The sequence below is a fragment of the Microbispora sp. H13382 genome, assembly GCF_014161445.1.
Classification (GTDB): domain Bacteria; phylum Actinomycetota; class Actinomycetes; order Streptosporangiales; family Streptosporangiaceae; genus Microbispora.
Map to the genome: position 1 here is coordinate 1 of NZ_JABBXA010000017.1, position 23280 is coordinate 23280.

The following is a 23280-nucleotide window of genomic DNA, read 5'->3' on the forward strand; positions in this document are numbered from 1 at the left end:
CCCGACGTACTGGCCGCCCAGCGACGCGAACGCGCCCGCATCCGCAGCGAGAAACAACGCCGCTGGGGACGACCCGCCGACGAAGCCGCCTGACCAACCCGGCGAACGTTCGTGGTCACCGCACTAGCCGTTCTTCAGGGCTTCGGCGAGGGTGTCGCGCAGCGGCGTGGTGGGGCGGCCGATGAGGCGGGACAGGTCGCCGGGGGTGCCGCCGAGCCAGCCGTCGGCGATGTCGGCGTCGGTCTGGGCGAACATCGCGGCGACCGGCTCCGGCAGGCCGTTCGCCTCCAGCACCTTGGCGTACTCGGCGACGGGCAGGTCCCGGTACTCGACCGGGGCGCCGGACAGTTCGGCGACCACGGCGGCCAGTTCGGGCATGCTCCAGGCGACGTCGCCCGACAGCTCGTACACGGCGCCTCGGTGTCCCTCTCCGGTCAGGACGGCCGCCGCGGCGGCGGCGAAGTCGGCCCGCGCCGCCGAGGCGACGCGGCCTTCGCGGGCGCTGCCCGCGATGACGCCGTGCCGCGCGCCCTGCCGGGCCGTCGCGACGTAGTTCTCGTGGTACCAGCCGTTGCGCAGGAAGGTGAAGGACAGCCCGCTCGCGCGGATGTACTCCTCGGTCGCCCTGTGCTCGGGCGCGAGGCCCAGCGGAGTGGTGTCGGCGTGCAGGATGCTCGTGTAGGCGACCGACTCCACCCCGGCCGCCTTCGCCGCGTCCACCACGGCCTGGTGCTGGGCGAGGCGCCGGCCGGGCTCGGTGCCGGAGATGAGCAGGACCTTGGCGGCGCCCTCGAAGGCCGGCCCCAGGGTGGCGGGACGGTCGTAGTCGGCCTCACGCACCTGGACGCCGCGTCCGGCCAGGTCGGCCGCCTTCTCCGGGCTGCGCACCGCCGCGACGATCCGCGAGGCGGGGACGCGCGCGGCGAGCTCCTCGATCACCAGACGGCCCAGATGCCCGGTCGCCCCGGTCACGACAATCATGGTTTCTCCTCCACAGTGCTTTCGTTCGGTTAGTGCTTTCTATCAGAAAGTACTTCGAGAGCGTAAGCTGACGGCCATGGAGGAGTTCGAGGAGCTCGTCGCCGACGTCTTCTCACGGAAGTGCACCTCGCGCACCGTGCTGGAGACCATCACCGGCCGGTGGGCGATCCTGGCGCTTGCGGCCCTGTACGAAGGGCCCTACCGCTTCAACGCGCTGCGCCGCCGGGTCGACGGGGTGAGCGAGAAGATGCTGTCCCAGACCCTCCAGGCACTGGAACGCGACGGCATGGTGCTGCGGGAGGCCGAGCACACGATCCCGCCCCGGGTCGAATACAGCCTCACGCCGCTCGGCCGCGAGGCCGCCGAGCGCCTGCTCCCCCTCATCGCCTGGACGGAGGAGCGCATGCCCGAGGTCGTCGCCGCCCGGGAACGCCGCGAGGCGCGCTGAGGCGGGCAAGCCCGCGCCAAGTTCGGAACAAGACCGTCCGCAGAGCCTGTGGGCATGGACACACAGCTGACAGGTCCGTGGCGGATCGCGCCCGACGTGGTGCTCGTCCCGGTTATCGAACCGGTCGCGGCGGGATACGCCCACACCAACTCGATGGTCATCACCGGGCGCGAGCCGGTGATCGTGGACACCGGCGCGGCCGGGCACCGCGAGCGCTGGACCGAGGACGTCTTCGCGGTCGTGGAGCCGCGCGACGTGCGATGGATCTTCCTGAGCCACGACGACCCCGACCACGCGGGCAACCTGGAGGTCGCCCTGGAGATGTGCCCGGCCGCGACGCTGGTCACCGGCGCCCCCGTGCGCTCCGGCTCGGTACGCGGATTCGCGCCGCCACCGGGCCGCACGCGCCGGATCGCCGACGACGAGTCGTTCGACGCGGGCGACCGGCGGCTGACCGCGGTGCGGCCCCCGCTCTACGACGCGCCGGCGACCCGCGGCCTGTACGACGACCGCAGCGGCGTCTACTGGGCGGCCGACTGCTTCGGTGCCGAGACGCCGGTGGCGACGGCGGACGCTGGGGACCTCCCGCTTGAGGACTACCTGGAGGCCGTGCGCGGGTTCGGCGCCGGGCTCAGCCCCTGGCACCGCTGGCTCGACCCGCGACTCTTCGGCCGGTACGTCGACCGGCTCGCGGCCATGGAGATCATCGCGATCGCCTCGGCCCACGGGCCGACCGCGACCGGGGACCGCGTCGCCCGGGTGATCGACGCCGTACGCGGCCTGGCCGGGGCGCCCGGTCCCTCGGTGAGCCCGGCACGCTGAGGCGGCCGCGGTCCCCGGCGGGCGAGGGGCGGCCGCGGCGGGCCGGCCGTCCCGCACTCCGCCCTCCGCCCTCCCGGACTCCGTGCGTCGGGCCAGGTCACCGGCGCTTTGCCCACTGATGGCCGGTTCAACCCGTTGCCATACACGCAGTTAACGTGGCGGGACTGTCGGAGCCTTTTCTGGGCAGGCACGATGTCTTGTGAACGACACTCAGCACCACGATCTCGCGCGCGGGATTCCGGCAGGGGCACGGACCGCGAGCGAGCGCGACCATAGAGCCGGTGGGCTCCGGGGCCTTCCCGGCATGACCGCCGAGCCGGCGGGCGAGGAGGTCCAGTGAGGGAGATCTGGCCGGGGGATTCCTATCCGCTCGGAGCGACGTACGACGGCGCGGGCACCAACTTCGCGCTCTTCTCCGAGGTGGCCGAGCGGGTCGAGCTGTGCCTGTTCGACGACGACGGCAACGAGGAACGCGTCCCGCTGAGCGAGGTGGACGGCTTCGTCTGGCACTGCTACCTGCCCGGTGTGGGGCCGGGCCAGCGGTACGGCTACCGCGTCCACGGGCCGTACTCGCCCGCGGACGGCCTGCGCTGCAACCCCAACAAGCTGCTGCTGGACCCGTACGCCAAGGCGGTGGAGGGCTCGGTGCAGTGGGATCAGGCGGTGTACGGCTACCGCTTCGGCGAGCCGGACAGCCGCGACGACAGCGACTCGGCGCCCTACGTGCCGAGGTCCGTCGTCGTCAACCCGTTCTTCGGCTGGGGGCACGACCGGCCGCCGGCCACGCCGTACCACGACACCGTGATCTACGAGGCCCACGTGCGGGGCCTGACGATCAGCCACCCGAAGATCCCCGAGCGGATCCGGGGCACGTACGCCGCCCTGGGCCACCCGGAGATCATCGACCACCTGACCTCGCTCGGAGTCACGGCGATCGAGCTCATGCCGGTCCACCAGTTCGTGACCGACCACATGCTGGAGAAGCGGGGGCTGTCCAACTACTGGGGCTACAACACGATCGGCTTCTTCGCGCCGCACAACGCGTACTCCAGCTCGGGGCAGCGCGGCGGTCAGGTGCTGGAGTTCAAGGCGATGGTCAAGGCCCTGCACGAGGCGGGCATCGAGGTGATCCTCGACGTCGTCTACAACCACACGGCGGAGGGCAACCACCTCGGCCCGACCCTGTCCATGCGCGGCATCGACAACGCGAACTACTACCGGCTGGTCGAGGACGACCGGCGGTACTACATGGACACCACCGGCACCGGCAACAGCCTGCTGATGCGCAGCCCGCACGCGCTCCAGCTCATCATGGACTCGCTGCGCTACTGGGTGCGCGACATGCACGTGGACGGCTTCCGCTTCGACCTCGCGGCCTCCCTCGCCCGAGAGCTGCACGAGGTCGACCGGCTGAGCGCGTTCTTCGACCTCGTCCAGCAGGACCCGGTGCTGTCGCAGGTCAAGCTGATCGCCGAGCCGTGGGACGTCGGCCCCGGCGGCTACCAGGTCGGCAACTTCCCGGCCCGCTGGACCGAGTGGAACGGCCGCTACCGCGACACGATCCGCGACCTGTGGCGGGGCGAGCCCGCCGCGCTGCCGGAGTTCGCCAGCCGCCTGACCGGGTCGAGCGACCTCTACCAGGACGACAGCCGCCGCCCGGCCGCGTCGATCAACTTCGTCACCTGCCACGACGGCTTCACGCTGCAGGACCTCGTGTCGTACAACGACAAGCACAACGAGGCCAACGGCGAGGACAACCGCGACGGCGCGGACGACAACCGCTCCTGGAACTGCGGGGTCGAGGGTCCGGCCACCGGCCCGGTCGCGCAGCTGCGCGACCGGCAGAAGCGCAACTTCCTGGCCACGCTGTTCCTGTCGCAGGGCGTGCCGATGCTGTCGCACGGCGACGAGATCGGCCGCACCCAGCAGGGCAACAACAACTCCTACTGCCAGGACAACGAGATCAGCTGGGTCGACTGGGGCACGATCCTGGAGGCCGGCGCCCGGAACTCCACCACCGGGGACGACGCGGGCACCAGGGAGAAGCGCCAGCTGCTCGACTTCACCCGGCGCCTGGCCCGGCTGCGCCGTGACCACCCGGTCTTCCGCCGCCGCCGCTTCTTCTACGGCCGGCCCGTACGCGGCTCGCACGACCAGCTGAGCGACATCGCCTGGCTCACGCCGTCCGGCACCGAGATGACCGACGCCGACTGGACGAACGGCTACGCCAAGGCGCTGGCGGTGTTCCTGAACGGCGACGCCATCACCGAGCCCGACCGGCGCGGCCGGCGGATCAGCGACGACTCGTTCCTCCTGCTCTTCAACGCCCACCACGAGGTCATCAAGTTCACGATCCCGGACGACTACGGCGAGCTGTGGGCCACCGAGCTGGACACGGCGATGCCGGTGCTGAGCGAGTCGCGCGTGTGCCGGGCCGGCGAGGCCGTGCCCGTGAGCGGCCGGTCGGTGCGGGTGCTGCGCCGCGTCTGACCGTGCGCCGGGCTCGGGAAATGTCGCCGCACGCGGCCCGGGAAATGTCGCCGCACGCGGCCCGGCTACGGTCCTGACCAGCGGCGATGCCGCAATAGAGTGCCTACCGGTGTTAGCGCGCGTCGCTTCGGGCAAGAGGGGTTCCAGTCCGGAGCTCCTGCCGGCCTTGGTGGTGGCAGGGGCGCGCTCGTGACGTGCACTATGAACACTCCGGCAACGCGCTGCGAAAGGTGGTTCGGTGACTTCTACCTATCGGGTCCAGCTGACGCCTGACTTCGGGTTCGCCCAGGCCGCGAGCCTCGTCGGGTACCTCCGCGAGCTGGGGGTGGGCCACCTCTACCTGTCGCCGATCCTCCAGGCCTGCCCGGACTCCCAGCACGGGTACGACGTGACCGACCACGGCCGCGTACGCGAGGAGTTCGGCGGGGAGGAGGGCCTGCGGGCGCTGGCGGCCGCGGGCATGCCGCTGGTGTCCGACATCGTGCCCAACCACATGACGGTGCCGGTGCCGGAGTCGGACAACGCCCAGCTCTGGGCGGCGCTGCGGGACGGCCCCGGGTCGCCGGCCTCCCGGTGGTTCGACTTCCAGTGGCCGGTCATCCTGCCGCTGCTCGGGGACGACGCCGACGAGGCGCTGCGTGTGGACGACGGCGTGGACGGTCAGGCGCTGCGCTACCACGACCACGCGTTCCCGATCAGGCCCGGCACCGAGCACCTGCCGTTGCCGGAACTGCTGGAGGCCCAGCACTACCGGCTGGCCCACTGGCGGGAGAGCCCCGGCTACCGGCGGTTCTTCGACGTCTCGTCGCTGATGGGCCTGCGCGTGGAGGACCCCGAGGTCTTCGAGGCCACGCACGCCGTCACCTTCCGCCTCATCGAGGAGGGGGTGATCCACGGCCTGCGCGTCGACCATCCGGACGGCCTCGCCGACCCCCGCGGCTACCTGCGGCGGCTGCGCCCGCACGTGCCCGGCCCGCTGTGGGTGGAGAAGATCCTCATCGACGGCGAGCGGCTGCCCGCCGAATGGCCGTGCGACGGCACCACCGGTTACGACGCGCTCAACATGGTCACCCGGCTGTTCGTCGACCCGGCGGGCCGCGACGCGCTGGTCGAGACGTTCGGACGTCACACCGGCGTGCGCGACGACTACGAGACCGTGCGCCACGACGCCAAGAAGCACGTCATCGACCTGTTCTTCTCGGGAGAGGTCGACCGGCTGACCGACGATCTCGGCGATCCGGCGCTGCGCGAGGCCGTCGTGGAGCTGCTGGCCGCGATGCCCGTCTACCGGGCGTACGTGAACCCGGGCGAGCAGCCGTCCGCCGAGTCCGAGGCGATCATCCAGGAGGCGGCCGCGCTGGCGGCCACCCGGACCGACCCCGACGCGGTGGCCAAGGCCGCCAACCTCGTCCTGTACGGCCCGCCCGAGGCGGTCACCCGCTTCCAGCAGACCTGCGGGCCGGTCATGGCCAAGGGCGTCGAGGACACCGCGCTCTACCGGTGGTATCCGCTGGCCTGCCTCAACGAGGTGGGCGGCGAGCCCGACAGGTTCGGGGTCTCGGCGGCCGAGTTCCACGAGTTCTGCGCGGGCCTGCCGCCGCGGACGATGACCACGCTGTCCACCCACGACACCAAGCGGTCGGAGGACGTGCGCGCCCGCCTGGCGGTGCTGGCGGAGATGCCCGAGGAATGGGCGATGGCCGTCGACTCCTGGGCCGCGGCCGTGTCGTTCGACCCCAAGCTCGACTACCTCGCCTGGCAGTCGCTGATGGCGGCCTGGCCGATCTCCCTCGACCGCTACACCGACTATCTGCTCAAGGCCGCGCGCGAGGCCAAGACGGCGATCTCCTGGCTCAACCCCGACCCGGCCTACGAGGACGGGATCCGGGACTTCGCCCGGCGGGCCATGGACGCCTGCGGCTACTCGGTCGCCGCGTTCACCGAGGTCGTGGACCGGTACGCCCGGGTCAACTCGCTCGGGCAGAAGGCCGTCCAGCTCCTCATGCCGGGCATCCCGGACGTCTACCAGGGCAACGAGACCACCGACTTCTCCCTGGTCGACCCGGACAACCGGCGGCCGGTCGACTTCGAGCGGCGCCGCCGGCTGCTGGCCGAGCCCGACGACAGCTGGGACGGCCAGAAGATCCGCGTCACCGCCGCCGCCCTCGGCCTGCGGCAGCGGCTCGACCCCGAGGCGCCGTACGCGCCGGTCGAGGCGGGGGAGCACGCGGTGGCGTTCACCCGGGGCGTTCCCGGGCAGGGGACGGCCGCGGTCGTGGTCGCGACCCGGCTGCCGGTCGGGCTGGAGCGCGAGGGCGGCTGGGGGAGCGAGACGATCACGCTGCCGCCGGGGCGCTGGCGCGACCTGCTCACCGGCGCGGAGCACACCGGCGAGGTGCGGATGGCCGACCTGCTGTCCGCTTATCCGGTCGCGATTCTCGAGGGCTGACGGCTTCGTTCGACAGGGGGAGATGAGGCATGTTCGAGGTCTGGGCGCCGGCGGCGGAGCGGATCGAGGTCGAGCACGGCGGTTCCCGGCACGCGATGACACGGGGCGAGGGCGGCTGGTGGACCGCCCCCGGCGACGAGCACGACCTCGACTACGCCTTCCACGTGGACGGCGACGGGCCGTTCCCCGACCCGAGGACGCGGCGGCAGCCGTACGGGGTGAACGGCCCGAGCCGGGTCTACCACCACGACAGGTTCGCCTGGAGGGACCAGGACTGGCTCGGCCGCGACCTGCGCGGCGGGGTGATCTACGAGCTGCACGTCGGCACGTTCTCGCCGGAGGGCACCTTCCGGGGGGTGGCCGACCGGTTGGAGCACCTGGTGGACCTCGGCGTCGACTTCGTCGAGATCATGCCGGTGCCGCCCGTGCCGGGAAAGCGCAACTGGGGTTACGACGGTGTCGAGCTCTACGCGGTCTTCGAGGAGTACGGCGGCCCGGACGGGCTGAAGAGCCTGGTGGACGCCTGCCACCGGGCCGGCGTCGGCGTCATCCTCGACGTCGTCTACAACCACCTCGGTCCTTCGGGCAACTACCTGGCCAAGTTCGGGCCGTACTTCCACGACGCGAAGGGGTCCTACTGGGGCGACGCGGTCAACCTCGACGGGCCCGGCTCGGACGAGGTACGGCGCTACTTCATCGAGAACGCCCTGCAGTGGCTGCGCGACTACCACGTCGACGGGCTGCGCCTCGACGCCGTGCACGCCCTGCACGACAAGCGGGCGGTCCACTTCCTGGAGGAGCTGTCGGCCGAGGTCGACGCCCTGTCCACCGCCGTGGGCCGGCCGCTCACGCTCATCGCCGAGTCGGACCTCAACGACCCGCGCATGGTCACCCCGCGCGAGGCCGGCGGCCTCGGCATGCACGCGAGCTGGAACGACGACGTCCACCACGCCATCCACGCGAACGTCACCGGGGAGACCAACGCCTACTACGGCGACTTCGCGACGCCGTCGTCGCTGGCGAAGGTGCTGACCAGGGGTTACTTCCACGACGGCACCTATTCGTCGTTCCGCGGGCGCAGCCACGGCAGGCCGGCGACCGGGATCCCCGGCCACCGGTTCGTCTGCTGCGCCCAGAACCACGACCAGATCGGCAACCGGCCCGAGGGCGACCGCATGCGGCCCGGGCAGCTCCGCCTGGCCTCCGGGCTGCTGCTGACCTCGCCGTTCACGCCCATGCTGTTCATGGGCGAGGAGTGGGGGGCGACGACGCCGTTCTACTTCTTCACCGACCACTTCGAGCCGCACCTGGCGGAGGGCGAGGGCGAACGGCGCAGGAAGGAGTTCGAGGGCTTCGGCTACGACTGGAAGGCCCCCGAGCCGGGCGACGAGGACACGTTCCTGCGTTCCAAGCTCGACTGGGAGGAGCTGTCGAAGGACGAGCACGCCTCGCTGCTGGGCTGGTATCGCGACCTGATCGCGCTGCGCCGGTCCCACCCCGACCTCGCCGATCCCCGCCTGGACCGGGTGCGGGTCGAGGTGGACGAGGACCGGCGCGTCGTGGTGATCGAACGCGGCTCGCTGCGGGTCGCCGCCAACTTCGCCGACGGCCCGGTGCCCGTACGGCTGGCCGCGTCACGGATCCTGCTCGCGTCCGACGAGTCCGCCCGCCTCACCGGAGAGGCTCTCGAACTGCCCGGCCGTTCCCTGGCCATCGCGGAGGTCTGACAGACGGCCGAGCCGGCGTCCGCGGAATCGGTGTCACCGTGTGATCGCTTCAGGCGACGATCGCGATGACCGACTTGACGTATCCGACGGCGTCGAGCGCGGTCTTCACCGTGCCGTCGAGGTTGAGCTTGACGCTGTTCTGGCAGCTCCAGGTGTACCCCGAGGACGCACGCCAGGCCGTCGGCAGGGAGGAGATAGTGCCCGACTTGTTCCAGTTGTGGTCGCGGGATCCGGAGTCGAACGTCCCGTGGAGCCGCCCGAAGGTCTCGAAGACGAAAGCCGAGCCCGACGACGTGCGGACGACGCAGACGCCCGAGAAGTTGTAGCTGGTGCCGCCCGAGTCGTGCATGTGCCCGGACCACTGGTACGTCCCGTCGCGGTACACGGTCAGCGAGGTCCAGCCACCGACCGGGACCCCTCCGCTGAAGTTGACCCTGCGGTTGATGACGATCGGGGACGCGATGCCGGAGGACGAGGCCCGGCGGCCGGCCGCGGCGGCGTTGTCGTTGCGCGCCTGCTGACGTACGGCCGGCGTGACGCAGACGTCGTCACCGGTGAAAGCCTCGCGCCAGACGTAGCCCGTCACGCAGGTGTGCGGGCCGTATGCTCCGTTGGTCCAGCGGGAGAACCTGACACTGTTGTCCTTGGCGGTCTGCGTGCGGACGGCGGGGGTGACGCAGACGTGGTCGGAGGGGCGTGCCTCGCGCCAGACGTAGCCGCTCACACAGGTGTCGGAACCGGAGGCGGTGGCGGACGCGGGAACGGCGAGGGCGGGGAGGGCGGTGAGGCCGGTGATCGCGGCGGCGGCCATGCCGAGAGCGGTGCGCTTCATGATGATCTCCTCAGGGGGTGCTCCCGGCGTTTCCGCTGGCCGCCGGGCTTGTGCACCTAGTGAACGGCCGCCCCCTTGCAGATCCCTTGATCTCCGCTAGCCGATCCGCGCTGCAAGCGAACTTCAAGGCGGCGGTCCGTCAGGTGGGAAACCGGCGGTTCAGACGCTCCTCTCCCCGGCATGCACGAGTCAGGCCCTGTCGAGGATGAGGTCGGCGGCGTGCCAGGCCATCGCCATGATGGGGCCGTTCAGGTTGCCCGAGATCATGGTCGGCAGCACCGAGCAGTCGACGATCCGCAGGTTGTCGAGGCCCCGCACGCGCAGCCGCGAGTCGACCACGTCGTCGTCGCCGGGGCCCATGGCGCAGGTGCCCATCGCGTGGTAGCCGCAGTAGCCGCCGCCCAGCGCCGCGTCGACGATCTCCTCGTCGGAGTCCACCTGCGGCCCGGGAAAGGTCTCGTGGGCGAGCCGTCCCGCGATCGGCTCCTGGGCGAAGTACTCCCGCATGCGGCGGAACAGGTCGACGCCGACGCGCCGGTCGTGCTCGGAGCCGAAGTAGTTGGGCTCGATGCGCAGCGGCGCGTCCGGGTCGGCGGAGGTGATGGCCACGCTGCCCTCCGCGGTCGGGCGGAGGATCTCGGCGACGACCGAGACCCCGGGCTGCCGCTCCACCGTGACCGTCTCGCCCGCCCGGTACGTCGCGACCGACCACGGCCCCATCAGGAGCTGGGCGTCCGGCCGGTCCAGCTCGGGCCGGGTCTTCAGGAAGGCGATCACGTCGTAGGCCGGCGCGGCGAGCGGGCCCCCGCGGTTCACCAGGTATCGCAGCGCGGTGACGCCCTGCCGCAGCGGCGTGGACAGCATGCGGTTGTAGCCGAGGTCGTCCTTCAGCCGGAACTTCAGCGCCAGGCACCGGTGCTCGCGCATGCGCGCGCCGACCATCGGCCGGTCCAGCCTGACCTCGACCCCGGCCGGCCGCAGCACATCCGCGGGGCCGATCCCGGACGACTGCAGCAGCTTCGGCGTGCCCAGGCTGCCCAGGGACAGGACGACCTCCCGGGCGGCGCGATACTCGACCAGGGCGCCGCCGGCGTCCCGGGCGGTGACCCCGACGACCTTGTCGCCGTCGAACAGCAGCCCGGTCACCGTGGTCCCGGTCACGACGGTGAGGTTGGCCCGGTCGCGTACGGGGTGCAGGAAGGCCCTGGCCGCGCTGAACCGCCGTCCGTCCTTGATGGTCGCCATCGCGTGGCCGACGCGTTCGTCGTCGGACTCGTTGACGTCCGGCATGGCGGTCAGGCCGAGCGCGGCGCCGGATGCGATCATCTCGTCGCAGAGGGGATCGGGATCGCGCGGAGGGGACACGTGCAGCGGCCCGCCCGCTCCGCGGGTGGCCGTGGCGCCGAGGGCGTTGTCCTCCATCGCGCGGAAGACCGGCAGCATGGTCTCCCAGCCCCAGCCGGGGTTGCCGAGCCGTACGAGTTCGTCGTAGTCGGCGCGGTGGCCGCGGTTGTACACCATGCCGTTGATGGAGCTCGACCCGCCGAGAACCCGGCCGCGCGGCCATATCTCGGCCTGGCCGTCGGGACCGAACGGCTGCGTCCGGTAGTGCCAGACCTTCCGCGGATCGTCGAAGAGTTTTCCGAAGCCCTTGGGCACGTGGTAGAGCGGGTGGCGGTCGGCGCCGCCCGCCTCGACCAGCAGCACGCGGACGGCCGGATCCTCCGACAGCCGGTTGGCCAGGACGCATCCGGCCGACCCGGCCCCGATCACTAAATAGTCGATCACGCCCTCATCGTGCCCACGCCGCTCCGGCTTCAAGCGGCCTGGGGGACGGGCAGCTCGAAGGTGACGGTGTCGGGGACCGCGGTGTAGAGCCGCCAGCTCAGGCAGGCGCGCTGGGCGACGACGGTGACGTGCAGGCCGCAGCCCGCCAGCCAGAGGGCCAGGTCGGCGAAGTAGCCGTCGCCCGACCCGATCACCGCCCGCTCGAACCGCAGGTCCACCCGCGCCGTACGGGCCGCCTCGTCGAGGGCCTGATCGGCGCCGTCCCGTCCCGAGCGGGCCAGCAACTGCACCCCGCGCAGCGCGATCCCCACGGAGACGAGCGCGTTGTGGTTGACCGCCACGATGAACTGGTCCAGCGGCCCGACCGGCACCGTCCGCTGGTAGGCGTGCATGACCCGCTGTACGTCGTGAGTCGTCGGGAGCGCGGTCCCGGTCAAATTCTCGATGTCGAGGAGATGGATCGCGCGCCCGCGGCGCAGCGACCTGAGGCGCGTGGTGGGGGTGCTCACGATCCTTTGCTCCCTTCCATGACGACTCCTGGCGTCCATTAGAGCATGTGTTGACCGAATCAACCAGTCCTTGCCGGGACGTTGCCCGTGTCCGGTGCATCGGATATGGTCCGGTCTGATCGGACAACTGGGAAGGCGGAGCGGCGTGCGGCGAGACGTACAGGTCACCGCGGCGGACATCGCCCGCCTGGCCGGCGTGGGACGCGCGGCGGTCAGCAACTGGCGGCGCCGGCACGACGACTTCCCCGAGCCCGTGGGGGGCACGTCCACCAGCCCGGTGTTCTCCTTCGCGGAGATCCGGGAGTGGCTGCGCGGCCACGCCGAGGACAGGGAACTCGCCGCGGACGAGTGGCTCTGGCAGGACCTGCGCGCGACCGTCGACGACGACGACCTCGCCGATCTGATCGCCGACCTCGGGGCCTTCCTCGTGTACGTGCAGCACGAGGCGGACGACTGGGACGGGCTGTCGGCCGCCGACGACGGGACGGTCGCGCGGGACCTCCCGGCCCGGGTGCGCGCGACGTGCGCGAAGACCGCCGGTGCGGAGGCGTTTCCCGAGACCGTTCCGGTGACCCGGGTGCCGTTGGTCCGCTCGATCGCCCGGCTGGCCGCCGAGCGCGGCGCCCGCGACACCTTCGAGTTCCTGCGCGAGCGGTACTTCGAGGTGCACACCAGGCGCGTCTACTCCACCCCCGCCGAGATCGTCTCGCTCACGCTCGACCTCGTGGGCGACGGGTTCGGCTCACTGCTCGACCCGGCCTGCGGTTCTGGCCGCATCCTCGGCCGCGCGCTGGAGCGCTCGCCCGGGGCCCGGCTGCTCGGCCAGGACGTCGATCCCGTGGCCGCCCGGCTTACCGCCGTACGGCTCGCGCTGCGTTGCGACAACGCGCGGATCAGGGCGGGAGACTCGCTGCGCGCGGACGCCTTCCCCGGCGAGTTCGTCGACGCGGTGGTGTGCAACCCGCCGTTCAACGACCGCAACTGGGGATACGAGGAGCTGACGGCCGATCCCCGGTGGGAGTACGGCCTGCCGCCGCGCGTGGAGCCCGAGCTGGCCTGGGTGCAGCACGTGCTCGCGCACCTGGCGCCCGGAGGCGTGGCCGTGCTCCTCATGCCCCCGGCGGTGGCCAGCCGCAGGTCGGGCCGGCGAATCAGGTCGCAGTTGCTGCGGCGCGGCGCGTTGCGCGCGGTCATCACGCTCCCGCAGGGCACCGTGCCCAACGTGGCGGTCGGGTTGACGCTGTGGATCCTGTGCCAGCCGGCCGAGGGCGGCACGCCGAGCCACGTGCTGATGGTCGACACCTCCGGCAGGCCGGACGACTACGCCCGGGTGGCCGTCGAGGCCTGGCGGGAGTTCGGTGTGGGGCGCGAGCTGGACGAACCGGGAGTCAGCAGGTCGGTCCCGCTCGTCGACCTGCTCGACGAGGACGTGGACCTCACCCCCGCCCGCTACCTGTCCACGGCGGCCGACGACCTGTCGCCGGAGCGGATCGCCGCAGCCCGCTCCCGGCTCACCGGGCTGCTCGGGACCGTCGCCGGGCTGATGCCCGCGGCGGGGAGGCCGCCGTCGGAGGAGTTCGCCCCGGTCCCGCTGCCCGAGCTGGTGCGGCGCGGCATGCTCGTCCTGGAACAACAGACGCCGGCCCGGCCGGGGGAGGAACCCCCGCGGGAGGCGCCGGTGCTCACCGTCGAGGACGTGCTCGAAGGCCGGTCCGCGACGGGAACCCCCGAGCACGCCGGGGCGAAGCGGATCGTCACGCGGCCCGGCGACGTCGTGGTGCCCCAGGTCGTGACCATCCCGGTCGCGCGGGTGCTGGCGAAGGGCGACGCGCTGCTCGGCCCGTACCTGTCGCTGTTACGGCCCGACCCCGAGGCGCTCGACCCGGACTTCCTCGCCGGTTTCCTCTGCGCGTCCATCAACGTGCGTCATTACAGCTCCATGTCGTCGCGCTACCGGGTGGACGTACGGCGTGCGGAGGTGCCGCTGCTGCCGATGGAGGAGCAACGCCGGTACGGCGAGGCGTTCCGGCGCCTGGCCGAGTTCCGGACGGCCCTTCGCGAGGCGGCGGCGCTCGGAGAGGACCTGGTCAGGCTGATGGCGGACGGTCTCACCCACGGCGCGGTGGGACCGGCCGAGTAGGGTCGGTTGCAGTGAGCGGTGAACTGGAGCACCTGACGGCCCGGTTGCGCGAGTTCGTACGCGTGCGGGACTGGGAGAGGTTCCACACGCCCAAGAACCTGGCGATGGCCCTCGCCGGTGAGGCGGGGGAGCTCGTCGCCGAGTTCCAGTGGCTGACGGCCGAGGAGTCGCGGAACCTCGACGAGGACGCCCTGCGCAGGGTCCGCGCCGAGATCGGAGACGTCATGGTGTACCTGGTCAGGCTGGCCGACGTGCTGGGCGTCGACCTCGCGGAGGCCGCCAACGCCAAGCTGGACGACAGCGAGCGCCGGTACGACCCCGAGACCTATCGCGGCTCCGCCAGGAAGGCGCCCCCGATGACCTCGTGACGGCCCTCACCTGATTCAGGAACGACAATCCGCCGCCCACCCTCACTCCGGCCAGGCGAGGAGCTGGAACCAGACGGACTTGCCGTACGGGGTGAGGGCCCAGCCCCAGTGGTGGGAGAAGGCCTGGATGATCGCGAGCCCCCGGCCATGCGCGTCGAGCGTGCCGGCGCGGCGTAGCCGCGGAAGCGTGGGACAGGGGTCGTGGACGTCCACGACGAGCAGGTCTTTCTCGCGGCTGACCGTGACGCGGACCGTACTCGTCGCCGAGGCTCCGCTGATGCCGGTCGTCCCGAATCCTCCGCGCGACGCGGAATCTGCCGTCCATGGTGACTGAGCCACGCTGACTGCCCTCTTCGCCGACTCCCTGACCGGGCGCCGCTCCGGCCCCGGGCTGGTCGCGGTCAGCGCACGGCGCAGGGTGTGCCGTTGAGGGCGAAGGCGGTCGGCCTGCCGTTCGTTCCGGACTGGCCGGCGATGAATCCGAACGCCGCCGTGCCACCGGCCGGGATGGCGGCGTTCCACCCGGCGTCGCTCACGGTCACGGTGCTGCCGCTTTGACTGTAGGCGCCGTTCCATATCTGGCTGATCTGCTGCCCGCTGGGGAAGGACCAGGTCAGCCTCCAGCCGTTGACCGCCGTGCCGCCGGTGTTGCCGATCGTCACATCGCCCTGGAAACCACCCGGCCACTGGTTGGTGACGCTGTAGGTCACCGCGCAGCTTCCTGTCGCAGGCGGTGTCGGTGTCGGTGTCGGCGTGGGAGTGGGAGTGGGACGTGGCGACGGCGAGGGGGACCCGCCGAGCTTGGCGGAGATGATCGGGGTCAGGCGATCGGCGATCACTTGGTGACCGGCGTCGTTGGGATGCACGGAGTCGCTGAGGTCCGCGCTGGTCAGCCATCCCTCGGTGTTGACGTAGTACACGTTGGCGTCGCCGCCGTCGTTGAGGGCCGTGACCGCCGCCTGCGTCTGGGCGGCGAATCGCTTGCTGAAGGTCTCAAGCGCGAAGATGGCTGCCTTGGGGTATTTCGCCCGCACCTGGCGGAGCAGGTTGGTGTAGGAGGTCTGGAATTCCGGCGTGTGAACCCCATGGCCGGAGTCGTTGGTACCCAGGTTGATCACGACGGCGTCGGCGGTGTAGCGGGAGAAGTCCCAGTCGGGGGTGGACGTGTTGGCGTCGAGCTTGACGAACTGCTTCTCCAGGCCGACGCAGCCGTCGGCGGTGGCGACCAGGCAGGCGCCGCCCTGGGCGATCTGGGTGTGCCGCGCGCCCAACCGCTCCCCGATGAGCCAGCCGTACGCGGTGAGCGCGTTCTTCGAAGTCGTCGTTCCCACGGTGATCGAGTCGCCGACGAACTCGATGAGCTCGCGCGGAACCGGCGGGGCGACGGTACCGGCGCCGGGGTCGAGGACGAGCCCCCGGAAGACGGCGTCACCGTGGTACGACCCTGCCACGACTCGGTAGGACACGCGCAGGGTGTGGGTGCCGGCCTTCAGCGGTGTCGGGGTCAGGTTCACCGTGCCGCTGACGTTCGTGTAGGAGATGTAGGGCCCTCCGTCGACGCTGGCGTACAGGTCGATGGTGTTGCGCTGCTTGAGCTTGACGGTGGTGCCGGTGAAGCCGGTGGTGAAGTAGGCGCCGGCCCAGTGCGGGGTGTAGGCGGTGGGGTCGCTGGTGTCCCACCGCCCGGTGAAGGAGATGTTGGGATCGGTCGGCGAGCCGTCGCCGGTGGCGGCGTGCCCGGAGGGAGGGGTCGCGATCGAGATCGCGGTGAGAACCGCGGCCAGTGTGCAGGCGAGCAGGGAGCGAAGCAGCCCTCTGGTGGGGTACGGCACGGACAGCCTCCGCTAGGGGACGGGGACACCGATCTTGGGCGCGATGATGGGGGCGAGGCGGTTGGCGATCTTGATATGCCCGGCATCGTTGGGGTGCCCGTCGCCGTCGGCGTAGTCGATGCCGGTGGTCAGCCAGCCCTCGGTGTCGATGTAGTAGACGTTGGCGTCGCCGGAGGCGTTGCGCGCCGCCACCGCCGCCTTGGTCTCGGCGACGTAGCGCTGCTTGAACGTCTCCATCGCGAACAGGGCCGCATTCGGGTACTTCGCTCGGATGGCGCGCAGGAAGGTGGTGTAGGCCGACTGGAAGGTGGAGCCGGTGACGTGGTGGCCGATGTCGTTGGTGCCGAGGTTGATCACGACGGCGTCGGCGCGGTAGCGGGAGAAGTCCCAGTCCGCGGTGCCGGTGCTGCCGAGCTTGAAATACTGAGTGCTCTGCCCGGCGCACCCCTCCTGCGCGACGAGGCAGTAGCCGGCGCGGGCGATCTGGGTGTGCCGGACGTGCAGTCTCTCGCCCAGCACCCAGCCGTACGCCGACAGCGCGAGCTTCGAATCGAGGTATCCGGCGGTGATGGAGTCGCCGACGAACTCGATGAGCTTGGTGGAGGGGGGCGGGTCCACGGTGGTCGCCCCCGGGTCGAGCACCAGCCCTTGGAAGATCGTGTCCCCTGAGCGGTAGGACACGCGCAGCGTGTGGGTGCCGGCGGGCAGCGGGGCCGGGGTCAGGTTCACGGTGCCCTTGACGCCGGCGTAGAACACGTCGGCGCCCCCGTCGATGCTGACGTACATGTTGACGGCGTCCCGCTGTTTGATCTTCACCGTGGTCCCGGTGAACGCGGTCGCGAGATAGGCGCCCGCCCAGTTCGGCACGTACCCGGTGCTCGAAGCGGTGTCCCACCGCCCGACATAGGTGATGTCGGGGTCGGGCGGGCTGCCGTCGCCGCCGCGCGGGGTCGGAGTGGGCGTGGGGCTCGGTGTCCGGCTCGCGGAGGGGCTGCCGGAGGGGCTCGGCGTGGAGGTCGCCGAGCCTGTGCAGGCGGTGCCGTTCAGCGTGAAGGAGGAGGGCACGGGGTTGGCGGAGTCGTTCCAGGAGCCGTTGAAGCCGAAGGCGGCGGAGCCGCCGGTGGCGAGGGTCGCGTTGTATCCGGTATCGGCCGCGGCGACCTGGGCCCCGTTCTGCGTGACGGTGGCGCTCCACGCCTGAGTAACCCTCTGACCCGCGGAGAAGGACCATGCCAGCGTCCAGCCGGAGACGGGGTCGCCGAGGTTCGTCACGGAGACGGCGGCGGTGAACCCGCCGGGCCACTGCGACGTGACGGCGTAGTCCACCCGGCAGGCGGCGGCGGACGCCCCGGCCGCCGCCTGGTGGGTCACAGCGCCGATCAGTCCGGTCAGGGCCGCCACGGAGCACGCGACGACCGTGCGCATGCGCGAGCCGTACGCCGGGCTTCCGCTGCGGACCTGTGCGCGCTGCGCCGCCTGGCGATGACCGGTTCTTCGTATGCCACGCATTGGACCTCCGTCATGTGTGCGCCAACAGGAGCAGCCGCGAAGACCTCCGTCAGTTCGGCTCCAGATGCGGGAGCGGCGTGATCCCGCCGGTCGTGCGCCGCCAGAGGGAGAGTCAACGGCCGCCATGGCCAAGGTCAAGGCGTCGGCGGACGACTCCTGCCGTTCACCTCTTCAGCGGCCGATGACGGCGGAGCGGGCTGAATGTTTCAGCGGCCGGACCCGTGGCGGGCGACCAGGTGAAGCTTGCGTCGTCGGGCCCTCCTGGGGACGACGGCGGGTTTCGATTCAGCCGGCGCCGAGTGGCGCCCGGCATGATTCGCCTTGCCCAATTTGACTGTTTCGGTCATCTCCTGGTTGATGATCCGCAAGGATGATCGCCTGGACGCCGCCCGGACGGAGGGCGGCGGTTGGGAAAGGACAACGTATGCGCAGGTCCGCGAGTACGGTCGTCGTCGCAGCGGCGCTGGCCGTCGGAGGACTCGTCGCCAACCCGGCATACGCGATCTCCGCCGGTTACACCCCGGAAGGGGTGTGCGGCTCCGGTTTCGGCCGGGTCAGTGACGGCACCCGAGCCGTGAAGACCCGGTCGGGAGAGGTCTTCGGGCACGTCTACCTGCTCTACAACCGCAGGACGGCCCAGAACTGCGTCGTCACGATCAAGTCGAAGTACGTCGGCACGCCCACCAGGGCCACCGCCCAGCTCATGGTGCGGCTGTCCGGCACGAGGACGGCCGAGAAGATCGACCACACGAAGAAGTACAAGTACTACGCCGGCCCGGTGAAGCTGAACGCCAGGGACAAGTGCGTGAAGTACTACGGCACGATCGCCGACACGCGCGTCGACGGGGAGATCGCCAGCGGTGGCCGCCTGAAGTGGGGCAACTGCGGCTGACCCCCGCGAGTCCGTCACCGCGGCCTGATCCGGTGGACGTAGAGGCCGCCCGGCCGGTGCCGGGCGGCCTCGCCGTTCCCGGCGGACCTTTACCATCGGTGCGGCACGACCCGATGCGAGGAGACGTACGTCCAGATGGGCGCCAATCACATTCACGGCACGACCGCTCCGACCGCCCCGCCCGCGCCTGTCTCACGCCGGACCGTGGTGGCCACGCTGGCCGTCATCGTCCCCGTCGCCCTGGCGACGGTGGCCGCCCTGATATGGCTGTGGCCGGGCCACGGCCGGCTGGACGGCCCGGCCTCGCCCTCGCTGCGGCAGGTCGACGGGACGGTCACCGGCATCGTGGCCAAGCCCTGCCCCGCCGTACCGGGCGAGCAGGCGGCCGGTACGGCCGCAGCGGCGGACTCCGGCTCCTGCGGGGACGTCCGGGTCAGGATCACCAGCGGGCCCGACGAGGGCCGGAGCGTGACCACCGATCTTCCCACCGGTCCCGGTGCGCAGCGGTTCGCGGTCGGCGAGGACGTGGTGCTGGTCCATGTGCCGGACGGCGCGCTCGACGCACCGGAGTATCTGCTGTCGGACCACGACCGGTCCTCTCCGCTGTGGCTGTTCGTCGCCGCGTTCGCCCTGGCGGTCGTCGCCTTCGGGCGCTGGCGCGGGCTGACGGCGCTGATGGGGCTGGCCGTGACCTTCGTCCTGCTGCTGACCTTCGTCGTCCCCGCGATCCTCGCCGGCGAGCCGCCGACCCTGGTCGCGATCACCGGCTCCGCCGCGATCATGCTGGCGGTCCTGTACCTCACCCACGGCTTCACGATCACGACGTCGATGGCGGTGCTGGGCACGCTGGTCAGCCTCGCCCTCACCGGTCTGCTGTCCGCCTTCGCCATCGACGTCGCGTACCTCACGGGGGTCACCGACGACAGCTCGTTCCTGCTCAACGGCAACTACCGGATCAACGGGCAGGGCCTGCTGCTCGCGGGGATCATCATCGGCGCGCTCGGCGTCCTCGACGACGTCACCGTGACCCAGGCGGCCACCGTGCGGGAACTGGCGGCGGCCAACCCCGGTTACGACTTCGGGCGTCTCTACCGGGCCACCGCCCGCGTCGGCCGGGCCCACATCGCCTCGGTGATCAACACGATCGTCCTCGCGTACGCCGGGGCCGCGCTGCCCCTGCTGTTGCTGTTCAGCGTCGGCGACCAGCCGCTCGCGGACGTGCTGCGCAACCCCGTGCTCGCGCAGGAGATCATCCGCAGCGTCGTCGGCACGCTGGGACTCATCGCGGCCGTCCCCGTGACCACCGCGCTGGCCGCGCTGGCGGCACCCCGGCAGCGCTCCGGGAAGGAGCCGGCTGAGCGTCGCCGGCGGCGCGAGGCGGTCTGGGACGACTCGGACGATTCCCCCGAGACCCACTGGCCTTCCGGGTCCGGGACGGAAAACGATTGGCCCGCCGGGCGGCACATCCGATAGAACAGGCGGACACCTTGACGAGGAGAGGAGGGGACGAGCCGATGTGTACCGAGAATGTCGTGCCGGTTCCTTCCGGGGGTACGGCCGGACGCTGACCCCTGGGCGCGAGCGGGCACGCCTCACCTGAGGAAGCGCCGTGAACCCCGATAGTTTGATCATGCGCCCTGTCACGGGGCGTGCGGAACTCGACCTGTTCTGCCGCCTGCCGTACGTGCTGAACGACGAGCTGGACGACGACCTGGCCTCCGGCCGCCGGCGGCCCGAGTGGATGTGGATGGCACTGCGCGGCGACCGCCTCGTCGCCAGGCTGGCCTGGTGGGCCCCGCGCGCGGGCGAGCCACCGGCATTGCTGGACATCCTCGACCTCGACGACGCCGCGCCCGGACCGGCGAGCCTCGACGCCGGGCTCCGGTTGTTCGAGACCGCGAGCGCCGCGGTGCTGCCCGAAGGGGTACGCCCGCCGGAATACAACGCGTTCATCCCACCGCGGTGGCGTGACGACGCGGAGACGAGGCGCGCCGTCGAGAACCGTATGGCCGTGCTGGAGCGGGCCGGTGCCCGGCCGCTCGTCGAACGGCTGCGGCTGGAGTGGCGGCCTGGCGCTCCCATCGCGGCGCAGAACGGGCGGCTGGATTTCCGGCCCGTGGCCGGCAGGGAGGAAATGGTCGCCCTGATGACCCTCGTCCTCGACGGCACGCTCGACGCCCACAGCCGCGCCGACCTCGCCCGCATGCCCGCCGAGCGGGCCGCTGCCGAGCACTACGACGACGAGCTCGCCCACTACCGAAGCCCACGGGAATGGTGGCGGATCGCCACGTCACCCGAGGGCGAACCGGTGGGATTCGTCATTCCGGCGCGTAACGAGTACAACCCGGTGATCGCGTACATCGGGGTCGTGCCCGCTCACCGCGGCAACGGCTACATCGACGACCTGCTGGCCGAGGGGACGCGGATCCTCGCCGGGCAGGGCGTCCCGCGCATCCGCGCGGCCACCGACGTCGGGAACGTCCCGATGGCCCGGGCGTTCCTCCGCGCCGGATACGAGGTCATCGGGCGCCGGATCGACATGACATGGAGCGAAGGCGGGGGGCAGTAGGACGGTCGCCGGTGTCCGCCGGGCAGCGGGAGCTGTGATGATGTCCTTCTCGCTGCCGTGATCGCTGTGGACGAGGGGAGTCGCGTGAACGATCTGGTCGCCCGGCTGTGGCGGAGCATCGGCGGCTCGGTGCAGTGGCGGCTGCTGTGGATCTCGCAGGCGAAGTTCATGGTCGGTGTCACCGGTATCGTCCGCGACGGGGACGGGCGGGTGCTGCTGCTGCGGCATCGGTTGTGGCCGGAAGGCCGGCAGTGGGGGCTGCCCACCGGCTCCGCGATCAAGGGGGAGACCTTCCAGGACACGGTCGTCCGTGAGGTGCGGGAGGAGACCGGTCTGGAGGTGCGCGTCGGCGGGCTCGTGCGGCTCAGGAGCGGCTTCCGGCTGCGGGTCGAGGTGGCGTACGAGGCCGAGTTCGCCGGCGGCACGATGAAGATCGACCCCAGGGAGATCCTGGAGGCGCGGTGGTTCACGCCGGACGACCTGCCGGAAGGGCTGCTGGAGTCGCATCGGCTCCTCATCCTCGGCGAAGGCGGGCAGGCCGGGGTGTCGTAACCGGCCTGGCCTGTGGATCGCGGCGGCGTGACGCGCGGATTCGCCTGTCTTGTCCGTCCGCCGTTCCACAGAGCGGTGTTCGGTAGGCGCGGGCGGCTGGGGATTCGCGCAGGCTGTGGCCCTGCGGCAGTGCGAGGAGCGGTGGGTGCGGGGCCGGCTGCTCCTGCGGCACTTCCCGCGGCCGCTCCGGCGGTTGTACGTGCAGCACGTCGCGGAGGAGAAGCCATGCGAATCACCTATCCCGTGCCCGCTCAGACCTCGTCGGTCTTCGTCGTCGTCACGGACCGGACGCCGACCGATCTCTCGTCGATCGTCCCCTGGCGGATGGGGCCGTCCCACCGGCGCGCCGCCAGGGACGCGCTCGGCACGCCCCGGCTGACGCTGGAGGCCTTCCGGTCGACGCGGTCCCCATGGCGGCGGATGGATCTGAGCGCCGAGGACCTGAAACGGGTGCGACGGGCCCGTCATCACGTGGTGGTGACGAGTACCGCCCCGGTCGAGGAACAACCCGAGGCCGCCCAGGTCGCCCGGGCGGCCGCGCGCGGGATCGCGGAGGCCTACCACGGCGCGTTGTACGACCCGCTCACCGGGGCGGCCGTCTACCACTGCGCGGACTGCCCGGGGGAGCGGCGGGACTTCCACCTCGGCGATGACTGGCTGGGCTGGAGGGTGTCGTGCGCCGACGAGGAACCCGCCTGCGCCCGCGGCGCTGCCGCTCGTGCCGGGGCTCGGGCCGGTGACGTCGGGGCCGATGTGGACGGCGGCTGCTCGTGCCTCGTCACGACCTCGCGCGGCCTGCGGCGCTTCGGGCTGCCGGAGATCACGCTGGCCGGCCTCGCCTGCGCGCACAGCCTGTGCTCGGTGACCGTTCTGCGCACCGTGGCCGAGGCGCTGCTCGCGGGCCACTTCGCCTGGCTGTCCACCGGCCTCCGGTCGCCCTGCCGGGGCGTCGCCCGCCGCCTCCGGGTTGCCGGGACGGAGTACGCCGTGCTGTCCGGCGAAGCGGACCTGGAGACCGCTCCCGTTCGCATCCCGGGCGCCGAGTTCGGGTCCCTGCCCGGCATATCGGAGGGGCCGCGCGAGCGGCCTGAGGTGGCGGGGACGAGCATGCTGTCCCGGGACAGCGGTCGCATCGCCGGCGCCGAGTTCGGGTCCCTGCCCGGCATGCCGCACGAGGCGGGCGGACTCCTGCGCGCACGCCTCACGCCGGACGCCGCCGCCCGCTCCTGCCTCAAACTCCGGCTGCCGGGCGGTCACGACGGAAACCCCCGCCACACGCCCGGCCTGCTGGTCGCGTGACCCCGCGGGCGCCGGGAGGATGCCTCGGCGCGGGCGTCGCGCCACCCCGGGCGGGTGGGCCGGTGATGCGGCG

The 23280-nt window shown here is 71.6% G+C and carries 19 protein-coding genes; 12 read left to right on the top strand and 7 right to left on the bottom strand.

Going from position 1 to position 23280, the window contains the following annotated elements; genetic code table 11:
• Window positions 1–123 precede the first annotated feature (123 nt).
• Entirely contained in the window at window positions 124–981 is an 858-nt protein-coding gene (locus HHX41_RS28095) for an SDR family oxidoreductase (protein WP_182908367.1), read from the bottom strand.
• 76 nt (window positions 982–1057) lie between these two features.
• Here HHX41_RS28095 and HHX41_RS28100 point away from each other — a divergent pair, with 76 nt between their 5' ends.
• The 5 genes from HHX41_RS28100 to treZ all read left to right on the top strand — a co-directional run bounded on the left by HHX41_RS28100 (window position 1058) and on the right by treZ (window position 8917).
• Complete coding sequence (locus HHX41_RS28100) at window positions 1058–1429, top strand: helix-turn-helix domain-containing protein (protein ID WP_182908368.1); 372 nt, start codon at window positions 1058–1060, stop codon at window positions 1427–1429.
• A 54-nt stretch (window positions 1430–1483) separates the two neighbouring features.
• The gene (locus tag HHX41_RS28105; protein WP_182908369.1) at window positions 1484–2251 is read left to right on the top strand and encodes an MBL fold metallo-hydrolase; all 768 of its coding nucleotides are present in this window, start codon (window positions 1484–1486) and stop codon (window positions 2249–2251) included.
• A gap of 336 nt (window positions 2252–2587) precedes the next feature.
• Window positions 2588–4741, top strand: a complete 2154-nt coding sequence (glgX, locus tag HHX41_RS28110; RefSeq protein ID WP_169982081.1) for a glycogen debranching protein GlgX — start codon at window positions 2588–2590, stop codon at window positions 4739–4741.
• 238 nt (window positions 4742–4979) lie between these two features.
• Window positions 4980–7190: a malto-oligosyltrehalose synthase gene (gene treY / locus HHX41_RS28115; RefSeq protein ID WP_182908370.1), complete on the top strand. Its 2211-nt coding sequence runs from the start codon at window positions 4980–4982 to the stop codon at window positions 7188–7190.
• A 29-nt stretch (window positions 7191–7219) separates the two neighbouring features.
• Window positions 7220–8917: a malto-oligosyltrehalose trehalohydrolase gene (treZ, locus tag HHX41_RS28120; RefSeq protein WP_182908371.1), complete on the top strand. Its 1698-nt coding sequence runs from the start codon at window positions 7220–7222 to the stop codon at window positions 8915–8917.
• A gap of 49 nt (window positions 8918–8966) precedes the next feature.
• Here the strand turns inward: treZ and HHX41_RS28125 are convergent, their stop codons facing one another.
• The 3 genes from HHX41_RS28125 to HHX41_RS42000 form a co-directional block, all read right to left on the bottom strand.
• On the bottom strand, window positions 8967–9749 hold the full coding sequence (locus HHX41_RS28125; RefSeq protein ID WP_182908372.1) for a hypothetical protein: 783 nt from the start codon (window positions 9747–9749) through the stop codon (window positions 8967–8969).
• Window positions 9750–9938: 189 nt separating this feature from the next.
• Window positions 9939–11537 (bottom strand): GMC family oxidoreductase, encoded by a 1599-nt coding sequence (locus HHX41_RS28130; protein WP_182908373.1) that lies wholly within the window; start codon window positions 11535–11537, stop codon window positions 9939–9941.
• Between the two features lie 29 nt (window positions 11538–11566).
• Window positions 11567–12046, bottom strand: a complete 480-nt coding sequence (locus tag HHX41_RS42000) for a hypothetical protein (RefSeq protein WP_182908374.1) — start codon at window positions 12044–12046, stop codon at window positions 11567–11569.
• 145 nt (window positions 12047–12191) lie between these two features.
• Between HHX41_RS42000 and HHX41_RS28140 the strand changes: the two genes are divergently transcribed.
• On the top strand, window positions 12192–14186 hold the full coding sequence (locus HHX41_RS28140) for an N-6 DNA methylase (RefSeq protein WP_182908375.1): 1995 nt from the start codon (window positions 12192–12194) through the stop codon (window positions 14184–14186).
• Between the two features lie 11 nt (window positions 14187–14197).
• Window positions 14198–14554, top strand: coding sequence for a nucleotide pyrophosphohydrolase (locus tag HHX41_RS28145; protein WP_310742207.1), 357 nt, complete (start codon window positions 14198–14200; stop codon window positions 14552–14554).
• 42 nt (window positions 14555–14596) lie between these two features.
• Here HHX41_RS28145 and HHX41_RS28150 read toward each other — a convergent pair whose 3' ends face one another.
• From HHX41_RS28150 to HHX41_RS28160, 3 genes are all read right to left on the bottom strand, one after another.
• On the bottom strand, window positions 14597–14893 hold the full coding sequence (locus HHX41_RS28150; RefSeq protein WP_182908376.1) for an ATP-binding protein: 297 nt from the start codon (window positions 14891–14893) through the stop codon (window positions 14597–14599).
• Window positions 14894–14955: 62 nt separating this feature from the next.
• Window positions 14956–16386 carry a cellulose binding domain-containing protein gene (locus tag HHX41_RS28155; RefSeq protein WP_220504489.1) on the bottom strand — a complete coding sequence of 477 codons (1431 nt, stop codon included), beginning with the start codon at window positions 16384–16386 and terminating at the stop codon, window positions 14956–14958.
• Between the two features lie 12 nt (window positions 16387–16398).
• On the bottom strand, window positions 16399–17895 hold the full coding sequence (locus tag HHX41_RS28160; RefSeq protein ID WP_220504490.1) for a cellulose binding domain-containing protein: 1497 nt from the start codon (window positions 17893–17895) through the stop codon (window positions 16399–16401).
• 424 nt (window positions 17896–18319) lie between these two features.
• On the opposite strand from HHX41_RS28160, the gene HHX41_RS28165 reads away from it, so the two are divergent.
• From HHX41_RS28165 to HHX41_RS28185, 5 genes are all read left to right on the top strand, one after another.
• A complete protein-coding gene (locus HHX41_RS28165; protein ID WP_182908377.1) occupies window positions 18320–18787 on the top strand; it encodes a hypothetical protein in 468 nt (155 codons plus the stop codon).
• Between the two features lie 135 nt (window positions 18788–18922).
• Window positions 18923–20260, top strand: coding sequence for a YibE/F family protein (locus tag HHX41_RS28170; RefSeq protein WP_182908378.1), 1338 nt, complete (start codon window positions 18923–18925; stop codon window positions 20258–20260).
• A gap of 157 nt (window positions 20261–20417) precedes the next feature.
• Window positions 20418–21356, top strand: coding sequence for a GNAT family N-acetyltransferase (locus HHX41_RS28175; protein WP_182908379.1), 939 nt, complete (start codon window positions 20418–20420; stop codon window positions 21354–21356).
• An 84-nt stretch (window positions 21357–21440) separates the two neighbouring features.
• The gene (locus HHX41_RS28180) at window positions 21441–21908 is read left to right on the top strand and encodes an NUDIX domain-containing protein (RefSeq protein WP_310742208.1); all 468 of its coding nucleotides are present in this window, start codon (window positions 21441–21443) and stop codon (window positions 21906–21908) included.
• A 225-nt stretch (window positions 21909–22133) separates the two neighbouring features.
• Entirely contained in the window at window positions 22134–23207 is a 1074-nt protein-coding gene (locus tag HHX41_RS28185; protein WP_182908380.1) for a hypothetical protein, read from the top strand.
• Window positions 23208–23280 lie beyond the last annotated feature (73 nt).